Below are 13,641 nucleotides of genomic sequence, written 5' to 3' on the forward strand. Positions count from 1 at the left end.
TGGAAGGCGGTTTACATGAGCCGCATTTCATCGGCCTCCTATATTTATCTGCGCGGCAAGTTGTTTCGCGCAGGCTTATTGTCTCGCGCAGGCTTACAGGGCCTGGTTCTGCCGCAAGGGCAGGACTCCGAGCCATCGGACGGGCACTTGCGGCACCCATCACCTCCAGCGATACCTCGGATTGTGGAATGCGATTTCAGCGCGGATACCCAATTCGATAGTCTGTTCCTTGATCCGGCATATGAGCCGGAATTTCATGAGTTTTCAGCCCTCGGTCGATAGCGCTGCTGAACTCGTCGGTGCGCAATGCAATGTCAGCCCGATTGAAATAAGAATAATTAGGAGAGCGTGATGATTGCAGCAGTCAATAAGGTCCTGGTGATCGGAGGCGGTTTTTCCGGTATGACCGCGGCTATCCAGCTTGCCCGTCAGGGTGTCGAGGTGGATCTGGTCGAGATAGACCCTTTGTGGTGTCCCCTGGGGGCTGGGATCACGCTTAGCGGCCCCACGTTAAGAGCGCTTGATACCGTCGGTATCCTTGAGACGGTCGCCGAGGAAGGGTATCTGTCCACCGATTTCGATGTGTTTTCACCGCCAGGCAACCTGATCGTGCAGTTGGCGCTTCGACCTCCGGTCAGCCACAAACCCATTCCTTGTGGCGGCGGCATTCTGCGTCCCGTGCTGGCTCGAATTTTTGCCGAGAAGACGCGGGAAGTGGGAACTCGCGTACGCCTTGGTATTACCTTCGACAGCATCGTCGAGCTTGGGGATAGCGTCGAGGTGACGTTCACCGACGGGACCTCCGGGCGTTATGACCTGGTCATCGCCGCCGATGGCGTGCATTCGCGGGTACGAAAAGAGTTCTTTCCAGAAGCCCCTTCACCAAAACCCATTCACCAGAGCGTCTGGCGTGCGGTGCTCAAGCGGCCGCCGGAAATCGTCCGTCCCAGTCATTGGCTCGGACGCACCAAGGTCGGCGTCAATCCGATTTCTGCCACGCATATGTATATGTTCCTCATGGAAAACCGCGAGTCTTCCGAGTGGATTGATCCAGCAAACTGGGCAAGCGAAATGGCGCGTCTGCTGGGTGAGTTCCCAGCCCCGATCCTGCAAACGCTTGTGCCGCAACTGTACGAGCCCGGCGCCAATATCGACTACCGCCCACTGGCCAATCTGTTGGTGCCGTTGCCGTGGCACAAGGGCCGTATCGTGATGATTGGGGACACGGTGCATGCCACCACGCCTCATCTGGCTTCCGGGGCTGGAATTGGCATCGAGAGCGCCATCGTGCTCGCCGAAGAACTGTTCGCTGATGGCGATCTACAGGTTGCCTTGAGCCGGTTCGAAGCACGGCGTTGGGAGCGTTGCCAACTGGTGGTGGAGAATTCTGCACGGCTGTGCGAGATCGAAAAAAGCGGCGGTGACAAGCAGGAGCACGCCCAGATCATGGGCGACTCCATGGCCACGTTGGCCGAGCCCATCTGAGCGATTGTGGCGAGGGAGCTTGCTCCCGCTGGGTCGCGTAGCGGCCCCAAAACCTGGCGACGCGGTGTGTCAGGTTGATTGAGCGGTCCTTGAGGGGCTGCTGCGCAGCCCAGCGGGAGCAAGCTCCCTCGCCACAAAAGGCATCTCGGTCAGCCTGGAAACTTGTTCGTGACTGACACTGATTCGAGATACCCGCTAACCCGCACCGTGCACAACCTCTGTGGCGAGGGAGCTTGCTCCCGCTGGGTCGCGCAGCGGCCCCAAAACCTGGCGGCTCGGTGTGTCAGGTTGATTGAGTGGTCCTTGAGGGGGCTGCTGCGCAGCCCAGCGGGAGCAAGCTCCCTCGCCACAAAAGGCATCTCGGCCAGCCTGGAAACTTGTTCGTGACTGACACTGATTCGAGATGCCCGCTAACCCGCGCCGTGCACAACCTCTGTGGCGAGGGAGCTTGCTCCCGCTGGGTCGCGCAGCGGCCCCAAAACCTGGCGACGCGGTGTGTCAGGTTGATTGAGTGGTCCTTGAGGGGGCTGCTGCGCAGCCCAGCGGGAGCAAGCTCCCTCGCCACAAAGGCATTCCGGCCGCTCTAGAGATCTAGGATGACGACTTCTTTAACGTACACGAAGAAAGATTCTGACGACGCTGCGACGCCTTCAGCAGAAAGCCGTTGGAACAGTGCTCTCTGGTACTGACGAAAGATCGAAAGATCTGCTTCATTTTCAAACCACATGCTGGAAACGCCTTCATAGACTGCTACGTTCGGCCCGAAATAAGCGGTCACTCTGTCACCCTCGGGAAGATACCTGGAGCGGACATGCCTGCGTAGCGCCTGTTGGAAGTCTGGATACTCACCGGCTATGGCGTCGTGGGCCAGATCCCAGGCAGTGAAAAAAGAATCCAGCGTCACCGCCGGATTCTTTTTGATGAAGATCATCGCCTTCCATTGAAGAGGGGCGGTACCGTCGGTGGATGTCTCCACTTCATCCATCAATTGAGCGGCTTGTTGAGAAAGATCAGCGAAGTTTTCTGCGTCAGGTCCGGTGGTTTGTTGCGTATAGGGATCGCTGAAGGTCTGAATTAAACCTGGCATGTCGGCAAAAAATAACTCGGTGATCGAGTCTCTGTGAAAGGTTTGTGTGTAAGCGATGTCGGCGTCAACGCCGAAAGCAGAGTCGATCACATGATTTTGCACGTATCGCTTGACCCCCAGGGGTTTAGCCTTGGCGATTCTTCCATGCTCGTGCTCGATATATTCCAAAAACTCAGCATGGGTCATTCCGGGTTTTCGGCGTACAGCGGCTAGGATTTTAATCATGAGGGCGCTCGCGTCTGGTAAGGGTTAATTGTTTTTATCTCGCTACACATCGAATACGGTTTTCAGGCTGAACTTAGCGTCACAGCCTCATATTTCTTGAGATGCGTAAATGCAAGATAAGAGCAAATTTGCCCTCCAGACCAATCGGTGTTTCTGCTAGCAGGTATCACGGAGCAACATGCTTGAGGCGTTTTCATCTGGCTCTTCATGAGCGGTGGTTTGTTACGCCAGGCGCACGCGCCAGCGAGAATCCAATGAGTGGATTCCGCCTCCGCGCGCGACGATGTAGAGCGCGAGAAAGCCCATCAACACCGGAAACTCAATGCCCCGATCTATCCAGGGCCATGTGGGGCCGAGTGCATAGCTGATTGCAGCCATTTGAACGACGATCAGCAGGGCGACCAGCCTCGTGCCAAGCCCGATTGCCAGCATGAGTGCGCCGGCCGTCTCCAAAAGCATGACCAGGAAAGCGAGCTGCGGGGCGAAAGGCAGTCCCATCACGTTTTGGATCAGGTTGATGGACGCGGCCATGGGGTCTGCCATCGAACCATGGGCGGTGCGCAGAAACTTCGGCAATCCGTGGGTAAAAAGGACGGCAGCGAAGGCAATTCGCAGCAAGGTGTACAAATAAGGTTCGAAGCTGGCAGCCCGCGTGCTGACAGTGGCCAAAATGGAATCCGTCGATGCTCTGTTTTCAGTTGTCATGAGTAATCCCTGGAAGCTGAGACGTGACTTCGGCAACGACCCCGGCACCGCGTGCGGGGTCGAAGCGCCTCGGGTTAGTCGAAGGCGTTATTGGCCTTTCCCAGGAAACCCCATCTTCGCAAGCGTCAGCGTCTCGTCGGCACGCCCCCAGCCACCGTCCGCCACCTCTTCGACCAGGACCATGGTGAATGGACGAACCTGCTCGCCGAAGTACTCCACGAACATCTGCGTGGTGCGGTGGATGATTTCTTCTTTGCGAGCGTGGTCCAGGATTCCTTCGGGGAATTTGTAGTTTGCAAATGGCATGGAATGACTCCGGTGGCTGGCTAAGGGCGATGAGCCCACGGAGTGCATTCTTCTTGTTTGGGCCGAGGAGATAAATCCCGTGAAGTTGCCATGTGAATTCAATGGCGTCGAACAATCGACGCCATTGCACGAGATTCAGCGCTCACCGAATAGCATCATTGCACCCGCAGCTCGCGCAACTCACCCCCCTCTTGCTTCAAGCGCTCCAGATACGTGGTGGCGTCCAGCAGTTGATAAGGAAAGTACAGGCCTGGCGGTGTGGCGGGTCGGCCGTCCAGCCCGAGCAGTCGTTCAAGGTTCATGGCGACGCTGAGGCCGGTCAGCGGTGCCGCGCCTTTCGGGTGGACGACGGCATGGCGTGTGCGCAGCGGTTCGCCCTTAAGGTCCTCGCCCTTGAGTTCGATAATGATCTCGGTCGACATCGGCTTACCCTGGCGTCGGGTCGAACTCACTCCGATGGCCATGTTGAACTGGACATTTGGCGCACCCGTTGCAGCCGCCAGGCCGACGACGTCAATGGACGAGAAGCCGGACGCATCGATTTCAGTACCATCCAGCGCACGGAAGCTGACTTTGGAATCCTCACCTTCGCGCCAGACGTACACGCCATCGCGCCGTGTCAATGCGGCGGGCAGCATTCTGTTCAAGTGTTCGAAGTCGGTGGCGACGGTGGGACCTCCGGTGTCCTGTTCATCGACCAACGCGTTGATGCTGATATCGTCGATCCGGCCGAATGCCTTGGCAATGTCCAGCGTCGACACGGTCGTCGCGCCAACCATCCATTCATAACCGAGGACGATGGGCGAGGCATCAGGAGAATGCATGTAGATCGCGATTTCCGGCGCAATCTCGAAGACCCCGGAAGAGATGCTCAGGTGCGGCACGCCGTGCTTTTGGGCGTAACGAAGTCCGGCAAGGGCATGGTCCATGTAGAAGACCGCCACACCGCTGACCGAACGATTTCCAAGGCCCAGATCATCCGCCGTGGAATCAATCACCACGCCCTGCGCACCGCCGATTTGCTCTGCGGCTTGCTGAGCCTTGCCAAGGTCGCGTCCGCCGATCAGCAGCGGCACGTCGGGATGGGCAGCACGCAACGCCCGGGCAGTGTGGTGGCCGATGGCGCCAGATCCGCCCATTAAAAGGATAGGATTAAGTGACATGGTGTGTTCTCCTTCTTTCTTGGGTTTAACCTACTATTGGTAGGTACCCTAGCACGACTTCATGACCTTCAACCTACCATTGGTAGGTTTTGTTATTCGGAACCGACAAAGTGCAAAAAGACATCGACGGCGCTGTCCCAAGTTCAGCTGCGCGCCGGCTTTCGAAAGCCGAACGGCGACAACAATTGCTGGATACCGCCTTACTGATCGTGCGCGAGGAGAATGCCGATCGGCTGACGTTGGGTCATCTGGCGGTTCGTGCCGGGGTATCCAAACCGGTTGTCTACGATCATTTCGGCACCCGGTCAGAACTGTTGATCGAGCTCTATAAGTGGATTGATACCGAGCGGGTCAACGCTTTTCGCGATGCGATGACCACGGCTGTGCGGAGTGTGGAGGAGACGGCCCAGGTCCTGGCCAGTGCCTACATCCAATGTGCGGCAGACAACACCGACGAGTTCCATGCAGTGGGCGCCGCCCTGGCAGGCAGCGAGGAGAAGGCGGCGGTTTTCCAGGAGCTTCTGGATAACTGCGTGCAAATGTTCGTGGCTGTGCTCGAGCCTCACGCTCCCGGGTCAGCGAGCGAACTTGAGCGATGCTGCACGGGCTTGGTCGGTGCGGGAGAAGCGCTTGCGGGCGCGTTGGTACGGGGGCGTTATGGCGAGGACGAGGTGATTGAAGCTTTCGCTTCGCTGATCCGGGGCGCGCTACAGGACGCCGACTGAGGCTGGAGCGCGATGAAGATGCGGGGCGGGATATTGGTTATCAGTGGCCGATGCCTGAAAACGTTTCGAGATCTCCCTACTCGTCGTCTTCCTTCATATGAAAAATCGTATAGGGCAGGATCAGCGTATCGGCGACGAAACTGAACGGCAGGTCAATGATTGCAAACGGTGCCAGGGCGCTCATGGCGCCAGCGTTTCCGGTGGTAGAGTCTTTGATGATCGCCATATCGACAGTAACGCCGCAGTAAGGATGAAGGCCGCACATGTGCCCGTAGCTGGAGCTTTCGTTGATCGTCGCGCATCCTGTCAGCAGTGCCATTGCCAAAGCCGTTACTACGATCCGCATAACGTCGCCTTATCCTGAAAGTCGCGACTGTAGCATTGATGACGGTTGGGCTATAGGGGCTGGCTGCTTTCCCTCGCTGTAAAGTGAACAGCCCGGCAGTGTGCGTCCGGGCTGTGGCAGAGAGGCCTTTTGATTCCTGCTGCATTGCAGGCTTGTCAGTGAGAATGCCGCGGCTCACCGCTACGAGCGATCACGCGCAAATGCAACGTGGCAGGCTCCAGGCAACCCCCCGTGGACAGCTGTCCCACCAGTTGTCGATACAGCTCCTGCCAAGGCGTTTGCGACGGCGGAATATTGGGTGTCCACTCCAGTCGGCGCTGGGCCATCTCGGCCTCGTCGATCAGCAGGTTCACGGTTCGGGTGTTGAGGTCCACCTTCAGGCGGTCGTTGGTTTTTAGTAACGCCAAGCCGCCGCCGATGGCTGCCTCAGGGGACATATTGAGGATCGATGGGCTCGCCGAGGTGCCGCTCTGGCGGCCGTCGCCAAGGCAGGGCAGGGAGTCGATGCCTTGTTTGATCAGGGCGGCGGGCGGCGCCATGTTCACCACTTCGGCACTGCCGGGGTAGCCCACGGTGCCGACACCGCGGATGACCAGGATGCAGCGCTCGTCGATGTCCAGCGCCGGGTCGTCAATGCGAGCGTGATAATCCTCCGGGCCTTCGAACACGATAGCCCGGGCTTCAAAGCTATTCTCGGCGCCGGGTTCGGACAGGTAGGTTTTGCGGAACGCTTCGCCCACCACCGACATCTTCATGATCGCACTGTCGAAGAAATTGCCACTCAGAACGATAAACCCGGCGCGGTGCTTGAGCGGGGTGTCGAAGGGGTAGATCACATCGGTGTTGCTGGTCAGGCTGCTGCTGACGATTTCGCCGATGCTCCTGCCGCTGACCGTGGCGCAGTCTTCATGCAGGCGTCCGGCTTTTTGCAGTTCATGCATGACCGCGGGCACGCCGCCGGCCCGATGGAAACCTTCACCCAGGTATTTGCCCGCCGGCATGCAATTGACCAGCAGCGGCACGTCCTCGCCAATCCGTTGCCAATCATCCAGGCTCAGCTCGACGCCCATGTGCCGCGCAATGGCGATCAGGTGCGGCGGGCAGTTGCTGGAGGCGCCGAGTGCCGAGGCGACGGCGATGGCGTTCTCGAAGGCTTCGCGGGTCATGATCTGCGAGGGGCGTATGTCTTGCAGCACCAGTTCGCAAATGCGCTTGCCGGTGGCATAGGCCATCTGCCCGCGCTCGCGATAGGGCGCCGGAATGCTCGCGCAACCGGGCAGCGACATGCCCAGGGCCTCGGCCAGGGCGTTCATCGACAGGGCGGTACCCATGGTGTTGCAGTGCCCCACTGACGGCGATGCGGCGGTGGTCATTTCCATGAAGCCTTCGTAATCGATCTCGCCGGCCGCCATCAGATTGCGCGCATGCCAGAGCACCGTGCCCGAGCCAATCAGTTCACCCTTGTGGTGGCCGTCGAGCATCGGCCCGCCGGACAGGACAATGGCCGGCAGGTCGGTGGTCGCCGCGGCCATCAGGCAGGCGGGGGTGGTCTTGTCGCAACCGGTGGTGAGCACCACACCGTCCAATGGATAACCGTGGAGAATCTCCACCAGCCCCAGGTAGGCCAGGTTGCGGTCCAGCGCAGCGGTGGGCCGGCGCGATTGTTCGGCGATCGGATGCACCGGGAATTCCATGGGTATGCCGCCAGCGTCACGAATACCGGCCTTGACCCGTTGCGCCAGTTCCAGATGATGACGGTTGCAGGGTGTCAGGTCGCTGCCGGTCTGGGCGATGCCGATGATCGGGCGTCCCGATTGCAACTCTTCGCGGGTCATCCCGTAGTTCATGTAGCGCTCGACATACAAGGCTGTCATGTCCGCGTGGGCCGGATCATTGAACCATTGCTCGCTGCGCAGGCGGCGTCTTGGCGTGTCACTCATGATTCATTTCTCTCTTGTAATTAGTTGAATCGGCAGACTGTTTGTACGTCAGCGGGCGAGCAATCCCCGGGAGGCGAGGTTGCGCAGCAGGGCGCTGAGGCCGAAGGTCCAGGGCGCGGCGTCAGCGCTGTGGGTGACCTGATTATGCAGGCTCCCGAGCAACGGACTGCTGATACTGACCCGGTCTCCGAGTTTGTGGGTGAAACCGCCGCCGACGTGATCACGATCTTCAGTGGGGGCGAACAGCGTCCCCAGGAACAACAGGAAACCATCCGGGTACTGGTGATTGGCATTGAGGGTCTGACCTGCCAGGTCCAGCGGGTCACGACTGATCTGGCTCATGGAGCTGGAGCCGTGCAGGCGATAACCGTCCTCGCCTTGTACCTCCAGATCGACCACGCAGGCCCGCACATCATCCAGGCTGAAGTGCTCGTCGAACAGGCGAATGAACGGCCCGATGGCGCAGGACGCATTGTTGTCCTTGGCTTTACTCAGCAACAGCGCACTGCGGCCTTCGAAATCCCGCAGATTGACGTCGTTGCCCAACGTGGCGCCGTGGACCTGGCCACGGCTGTTCACGGCCAGCACCACTTCGGGTTCCGGGTTATTCCATTGGGAACCGGGATGAATACCGATGTGGCTGCCACTGCCGACGGCGGCCAGCACGGGCGCCTTGGTGAATATTTCCGCGTCCGGACCGATGCCGACTTCCAGGTACTGCGACCACATGCCCTGTTCGATAAGCAAGGCTTTCAAGCGCATGGCTTGCTCGGAGCCCGGTACGATCGAGCGCAAGTTATCGCCGATCACGCTGTGCACGGTGGCGCGTACGGCTTCAGCTTTGGCCGCGTCACCGCCTGCCTGCTCCTCGATCACCCGCTCGATCATGCTGGCGGCGAAGGTCACGCCAGCGGCCTTGATCACTTGTAAATCCAGGGGTGGCAACAGCGACGGTTTGGACGGGTCGAGGTCAGGGCCCGTGTTGGCCAACAGGGCTTCGACACTGGCGATGAAGGTGCCGGGGGTCTGTCTCACGGCGGCCAGTGGCGATTCTGTTTCCAGCAAGTCACTCAACGTCGCGAAACGATCCGACAGATCGAACACCCCGTCGCTGCGCAGCACGATGGGCGAAGGTCCTGCGATCCGGCCAGGTACCCAGGCGCGGCCAATCAGGGTTCCGGCCACCCCATCGACCGGCAGGGTGTTCTCGGGAGTAAGCAATGGCGACATGGAGAGGCTTCCTGATTTTTTGTAGTGCTTTCACGCTAGGGTGGGCTGTCGATAAACTCCAATGAGATATATTCAGTATTCGATAACGCCAGGTTATTGCCGGCCCGAGGAATGTACATGTCTGATCTGTCCTTTTCCAACTTCTGCGCTTGGCTCAAATTCCGGCATCTGCTGCTGATCGATACCTTGGGGCGCACCCGCAATATGCATGTGGCGTCGCAGCAGATGAACCTCAGCCAGCCGGCCGTCAGCAAGATGCTCAAGGAAATCGAAAGCCTGCTCGGCTTTGCGTTGTTCGAACGGCTGCCGCGGAGCATGCCGCCCACGGCATTGGGCGAGCATGTGCTGCGTTATGCGCAGATCGCCTTGAATGACGCACGTTCGTTCGTCGAGCAAATCAGCAGCCTGCGCGAGGGCGGTCACGGCTACCTCAAGGTCGGTGGCATTTTTGCCGCGACGGCGGTGGCCTTGCCCGAGGCGATCCTGCAAATCAAACAACGTTGGCCGTTGCTGTCGATTGAAGTCGTGGAGCAGACCAGTAATCACCTGATGGAAATGCTCGAAGAGAAGAAGCTCGACCTGGCGGTGGCCCGTTTTACCGATCAAAGCCAGCAGCAGCGTTATGACTTCCAGCCTCTGGCGCCGGAGCCGTTCTGCATCGTGGTCAACAGCCGTCATCCGCTGGCAAACGCCGGGCCGGTCTCCTTGCAGCAATTGGTGGATTTGCCGTGGATTCTCTATCCGGTCGGTACGCCCATTCGTGCTCGCATGGAACTGGCCTTTGCCGAGGCCGGGGTAGGGATGCCGCGTAACACCATCGACACCATCTCCATGCAGACTTTCCTCCAGGTCCTGCAGCGTGGCCCCATGATCGGGATGTTGCCTGATGCCATGGTTCATCCGCTGCTCGAGAGTGGCCAGTTGAGAACCCTCGACACCCCGTTGCACTTGGTACCGCAGGACTACGGCATCCTTACGCGCAAGGACGAACCGCTGGTAGGTGCGGCGCTGGAGTTCGCCGAGATTCTCAAGGATAACGCCCGCCTGAGCGGTTGAATGTGCCGCCGCCATCGCGAGCAAGCTCGCTCCCACAGGGGGCCGGAGTGTGGCGGTATTTCAGTCAACACAAAACAACTGTGGGAGCGAGCTTGCTCGCGATGGCGGCGGATCAGCCTGCGCTGAATCCTGTGGCGAGGGAGCTTGCTCCCGCTGGGCTACGCAGTAGCCCTTGCCAACCTAAGCCTCGATAACAATACGTTATCGACTAATCCAAAAATGCCATTGGGAAGAATCGATTCCCGACAGTAGAGTCCTCGTTCAATCGCCGGATGAGTCACTCATTCGACGTGACCCAATAAAAACAATCAGGGGTTACCTCATGCAAACCATCTCCGAGCCGTTGCCCGCCCAGGCCGCTTGCGAACCGGATTTCGAAGACCGAACCTACCGCAAGGTCATCTGGCGCATCCTTCCCGTCCTGCTCTTGTGCTACATGGCTGCGTACCTTGATCGGGTGAACATCGGTTTTGCCAAGCTCGACATGCTCAACGAGCTGCAATTCAGCAACACCGTGTATGCCTTGGGCGCCAGTATGTTTTTCTGGGGCTACTTCCTCTTCGAAGTCCCCAGCAACCTGTTGCTGCATCGCTTTGGCGCGCGGTTCTGGATTGCCCGGATCATGCTGTCCTGGGCAGTGATCTCCATGGCCGTGGCCTACACTGTGCCGCTGGCGGGCTTCTTCCACATCGAGTCGAGCAGCATGTTCTACGTGCTGCGTTTTTTACTGGGTATCTGTGAAGCCGGCTTTTTCCCAGGGGTGATCCTGTACCTCAACTACTGGTTTCCAACCCATCGGCAAAGCCGCGTGATGTCTGGTTTCCTACTGGCCCTGCCGGTCAGCTTGACCCTCGGCGGCATACTTTCCGGTTGGCTGATGAATAGCATGCAAGGGGTGCATGGCTTATCCGGCTGGCAATGGATGTTGCTCATCGAAGGCATTCCTTCGATCATCATGGCGTTCGTGGTGATTGCCTGCCTGGCCGACAACATCGACAAAGCCAAATGGTTGTCTGCTGCGGAAAAAGCCTTGCTCAAGGCTAACCTGCAAACGGACAACCAGGGCAAGGCCACACGCTTGAGCGAAGTGTTCTTCAACCCACGGGTATGGTTGCTGGTGCTGATCCTGCTGACCTTCAACACCGGCTTCTACGGCTTGGCCTTCTGGATGCCTTCGATCATCAAGAGCACGGGCATCACCAACAGCCTGCACATCGGTTTGCTCACCGCCATTCCTTACTCGGTGGCCATTGTGGCGATGCTGCTCAACGCCCGACACTCCAACCGTACCGGTGAGCGACGCCTGCACGCGGCTGTTCCGGCTTTCATCGGGGGTGTTGGCCTGATCCTCAGTGCGTACTTCGCCGACAACCTGGTGTTGTCCGTGCTTTTCCTGAGCGTCTCCGCTTCAGGGATTCTCAGCCTGATGCCGATTTTCTGGACCCTGCCCGGGACGGTGCTGTCCGGCGTCGCTGCCGCAGCCGGTATTGGCATGATCAATGCCATCGGTAACTTGTCAGGGTTCACCGGCTCGATGATCACCGCCGTGGCGGAAACCCTCACGGGCAACATCAACAACGGCACCTATGTACTGGCCTTGTGTCTGCTGGTCAGCGGTGGGCTGATCCTGGCCATTCCCGCGTCGATGCTCGGCAGGACGCCGAAAGACGCGCCCATGGCCGCGAAACTGGAAGCCGCATGAACATGCAGCACAAACGAGTGTTGGTCACGGCGGCGGGGCAGGGTATCGGCCTTGCCAGCGCCGTGGCTTTCGCCCGGGCCGGTGCCGAGGTGTTCGCCAGTGACATCGATATCCAGGCGCTGGCGGGCATCGACGGGATCACCGCCCTGACCCTGGACGTCACCTCGACCGATGCGATCCACGCCGCCTGCGCACGAATCGGCGGATTGGACGTGTTGTTCAACTGTGCCGGTTACGTGCACAGCGGCAACATCCTCGAGTGCGACGAAGCGGCCTGGGCGCGTTCGATGGACCTCAATGTCACGGCCATGTACCGGATGATCCGCGTGTTCCTGCCGGGCATGTTGGCGCGTGGTGGCGGCTCGATCATCAACATGGCGTCGGTGGCGTCGAGCATCAAGGGCGTACCGAACCGTTTTGCCTATGCAGCCAGCAAGGCGGCAGTGGTGGGCCTGACGAAGGCCGTCGCCATCGACTTCGTTGGCCAGGGTATTCGCTGCAATGCGATCTGCCCGGGTACGGTGGATTCTCCGTCGCTGCGCCAGCGCATTGCCGCCCAGGCCGCGCAACAGGGCGTCGATGAAGGGCAGGTCTACCGGCAATTCCTCGAACGCCAGCCCATGGGCCGTATCGGCAGCACCGAAGAAATCGCGCAGTTGGCCGTGTATCTGGGCAGCGATGCGTCGACCTACACCACCGGTGGTGTGCATGTCATTGATGGCGGCATGACGCTCTGAGCCCGGTGTTCACGTTGAGTTTGAGCAGGAGAATTCCATGAAACTGTTGCGTTACGGCGAAAAAGGTTCGGAGAAACCCGGGCTGCTGGATGCCGACAATCAGATCCGCGACCTGTCGGGGCATGTGCCGGACATCGCCGGACAAGCCCTGAGTCCGGACAGCCTGGCCGCGCTCGCCGCCCTCGATCCACGCAGCCTGCCGATCGTCGCCGGCCAGCCACGGATCGGCGCCTGTGTCGGGCAAGTCGGCAAATTCATCTGCATCGGCCTGAACTATGCCGACCATGCGGCCGAGTCGAACATGGACGTGCCGAAAGAGCCGATCATCTTCAACAAGTGGACCAGCGCCATCTGCGGGCCGAACGACAACATCCAGATTCCACGGGGCTCGCTCAAGACCGACTGGGAAGTGGAGCTGGGCGTGGTCATCGGTAAAGGCGGGCGCTACATCGATGAAGCGAATGCCCTGGAACATGTCGCGGGCTATTGCGTTATCAACGATGTGTCGGAGCGTGAGTGGCAGTTGGAACGCGGCGGCACGTGGGACAAGGGCAAGGGTTTCGATACCTTCGGTCCCCTTGGACCGTGGTTGGTCACCCAGGATGAAGTCGGTGATCCCCATGACCTCGATCTCTGGCTGGAGGTCGATGGGCACCGCTATCAGAACGGCAATACTCGAACCTTGATCTTCAGTGTGCCGCAGCTGATTGCCTACCTGAGCCGTTGCATGAGCCTGCAACCGGGGGATGTGATCTCGACCGGGACACCGCCCGGGGTTGGCTTGGGCATCAAGCCCCAGCCGGTTTTCCTGCGTCCGGGACAGACCATGCGCCTGGGGATCGCGGGGCTGGGCGAGCAGCGTCAGGTGACGGTACAGGCGGATTGATCCTGCCGTCCTCGGCATTGGGCGGGATGGCTACGCATCGATTTCCCC

At 59.5% G+C, this 13,641-nt stretch carries 13 protein-coding genes; 6 read left to right on the top strand and 7 right to left on the bottom strand.

Annotation, left to right across the window (positions count from 1 at the left end):
- Window positions 1–351 precede the first annotated feature (351 nt).
- Window positions 352–1,485, top strand: coding sequence for an FAD-dependent oxidoreductase (locus QNH97_RS10985; protein WP_283556820.1), 1,134 nt, complete (start codon window positions 352–354; stop codon window positions 1,483–1,485).
- Window positions 1,486–2,068: 583 nt separating this feature from the next.
- Here the strand turns inward: QNH97_RS10985 and QNH97_RS10990 are convergent.
- From QNH97_RS10990 to QNH97_RS11005, 4 genes are all read right to left on the bottom strand, one after another.
- Window positions 2,069–2,797 carry an EthD domain-containing protein gene (locus QNH97_RS10990; RefSeq protein ID WP_283556821.1) on the bottom strand — a complete coding sequence of 243 codons (729 nt, stop codon included), beginning with the start codon at window positions 2,795–2,797 and terminating at the stop codon, window positions 2,069–2,071.
- A 222-nt stretch (window positions 2,798–3,019) separates the two neighbouring features.
- Window positions 3,020–3,502 (bottom strand): DoxX family protein, encoded by a 483-nt coding sequence (locus QNH97_RS10995; protein ID WP_283556822.1) that lies wholly within the window; start codon window positions 3,500–3,502, stop codon window positions 3,020–3,022.
- Window positions 3,503–3,589: 87 nt separating this feature from the next.
- Window positions 3,590–3,808: a tautomerase family protein gene (locus QNH97_RS11000; RefSeq protein WP_283556823.1), complete on the bottom strand. Its 219-nt coding sequence runs from the start codon at window positions 3,806–3,808 to the stop codon at window positions 3,590–3,592.
- Window positions 3,809–3,963: 155 nt separating this feature from the next.
- Window positions 3,964–4,971 carry an SDR family oxidoreductase gene (locus QNH97_RS11005; protein WP_283556824.1) on the bottom strand — a complete coding sequence of 336 codons (1,008 nt, stop codon included), beginning with the start codon at window positions 4,969–4,971 and terminating at the stop codon, window positions 3,964–3,966.
- Between the two features lie 110 nt (window positions 4,972–5,081).
- On the opposite strand from QNH97_RS11005, the gene QNH97_RS11010 reads away from it, so the two are divergent.
- Window positions 5,082–5,696 carry a TetR/AcrR family transcriptional regulator gene (locus QNH97_RS11010; RefSeq protein ID WP_283556825.1) on the top strand — a complete coding sequence of 205 codons (615 nt, stop codon included), beginning with the start codon at window positions 5,082–5,084 and terminating at the stop codon, window positions 5,694–5,696.
- A gap of 76 nt (window positions 5,697–5,772) precedes the next feature.
- Here the strand turns inward: QNH97_RS11010 and QNH97_RS11015 are convergent, their stop codons facing one another.
- The 3 genes from QNH97_RS11015 to QNH97_RS11025 all read right to left on the bottom strand — a co-directional run bounded on the left by QNH97_RS11015 (window position 5,773) and on the right by QNH97_RS11025 (window position 9,212).
- On the bottom strand, window positions 5,773–6,042 hold the full coding sequence (locus tag QNH97_RS11015; protein ID WP_283556826.1) for a YceK/YidQ family lipoprotein: 270 nt from the start codon (window positions 6,040–6,042) through the stop codon (window positions 5,773–5,775).
- 155 nt (window positions 6,043–6,197) lie between these two features.
- Window positions 6,198–7,982 (bottom strand): IlvD/Edd family dehydratase, encoded by a 1,785-nt coding sequence (locus QNH97_RS11020; RefSeq protein ID WP_283556827.1) that lies wholly within the window; start codon window positions 7,980–7,982, stop codon window positions 6,198–6,200.
- A gap of 48 nt (window positions 7,983–8,030) precedes the next feature.
- Complete coding sequence (locus tag QNH97_RS11025; RefSeq protein WP_283556828.1) at window positions 8,031–9,212, bottom strand: fumarylacetoacetate hydrolase family protein; 1,182 nt, start codon at window positions 9,210–9,212, stop codon at window positions 8,031–8,033.
- Between the two features lie 117 nt (window positions 9,213–9,329).
- On the opposite strand from QNH97_RS11025, the gene QNH97_RS11030 reads away from it, so the two are divergent.
- The 4 genes from QNH97_RS11030 (at window position 9,330) to QNH97_RS11045 (ending at window position 13,593) form a co-directional block, all read left to right on the top strand.
- On the top strand, window positions 9,330–10,268 hold the full coding sequence (locus QNH97_RS11030) for a LysR family transcriptional regulator (protein WP_283556829.1): 939 nt from the start codon (window positions 9,330–9,332) through the stop codon (window positions 10,266–10,268).
- A 322-nt stretch (window positions 10,269–10,590) separates the two neighbouring features.
- The gene (locus QNH97_RS11035; RefSeq protein ID WP_283556830.1) at window positions 10,591–11,970 is read left to right on the top strand and encodes an MFS transporter; all 1,380 of its coding nucleotides are present in this window, start codon (window positions 10,591–10,593) and stop codon (window positions 11,968–11,970) included.
- The gene (locus QNH97_RS11040; RefSeq protein ID WP_283556831.1) at window positions 11,967–12,707 is read left to right on the top strand and encodes an SDR family oxidoreductase; all 741 of its coding nucleotides are present in this window, start codon (window positions 11,967–11,969) and stop codon (window positions 12,705–12,707) included. Before QNH97_RS11035 ends, QNH97_RS11040 begins: the two co-directional genes overlap by 4 nt.
- 37 nt (window positions 12,708–12,744) lie before the next feature.
- The gene (locus tag QNH97_RS11045; RefSeq protein ID WP_283556832.1) at window positions 12,745–13,593 is read left to right on the top strand and encodes an ureidoglycolate lyase; all 849 of its coding nucleotides are present in this window, start codon (window positions 12,745–12,747) and stop codon (window positions 13,591–13,593) included.
- Window positions 13,594–13,641 lie beyond the last annotated feature (48 nt).

It is taken from the genome of Pseudomonas sp. G2-4, from assembly GCF_030064125.1.
Lineage (GTDB): Bacteria > Pseudomonadota > Gammaproteobacteria > Pseudomonadales > Pseudomonadaceae > Aquipseudomonas.

Bases quoted from the DNA above. Each gene is read 5' to 3' on its own strand.
- QNH97_RS11020 (WP_283556827.1), bottom strand. From the start codon at position 7,982: ATGAGTGACACGCCAAGACGCCGCCTGCGCAGCGAGCAATGGTTCAAT.
- QNH97_RS11030 (WP_283556829.1), top strand. From the start codon at position 9,330: ATGTCTGATCTGTCCTTTTCCAACTTCTGCGCTTGGCTCAAATTCCGG.
- QNH97_RS10995 (WP_283556822.1), bottom strand. From the start codon at position 3,502: ATGACAACTGAAAACAGAGCATCGACGGATTCCATTTTGGCCACTGTC.
- QNH97_RS10985 (WP_283556820.1), top strand. From the start codon at position 352: ATGATTGCAGCAGTCAATAAGGTCCTGGTGATCGGAGGCGGTTTTTCC.
- QNH97_RS11045 (WP_283556832.1), top strand. From the start codon at position 12,745: ATGAAACTGTTGCGTTACGGCGAAAAAGGTTCGGAGAAACCCGGGCTG.
- QNH97_RS11025 (WP_283556828.1), bottom strand. From the start codon at position 9,212: ATGTCGCCATTGCTTACTCCCGAGAACACCCTGCCGGTCGATGGGGTG.
- QNH97_RS11040 (WP_283556831.1), top strand. From the start codon at position 11,967: ATGAACATGCAGCACAAACGAGTGTTGGTCACGGCGGCGGGGCAGGGT.
- QNH97_RS11035 (WP_283556830.1), top strand. From the start codon at position 10,591: ATGCAAACCATCTCCGAGCCGTTGCCCGCCCAGGCCGCTTGCGAACCG.
- QNH97_RS11005 (WP_283556824.1), bottom strand. From the start codon at position 4,971: ATGTCACTTAATCCTATCCTTTTAATGGGCGGATCTGGCGCCATCGGC.
- QNH97_RS11000 (WP_283556823.1), bottom strand. From the start codon at position 3,808: ATGCCATTTGCAAACTACAAATTCCCCGAAGGAATCCTGGACCACGCT.
- QNH97_RS10990 (WP_283556821.1), bottom strand. From the start codon at position 2,797: ATGATTAAAATCCTAGCCGCTGTACGCCGAAAACCCGGAATGACCCAT.
- QNH97_RS11015 (WP_283556826.1), bottom strand. From the start codon at position 6,042: ATGCGGATCGTAGTAACGGCTTTGGCAATGGCACTGCTGACAGGATGC.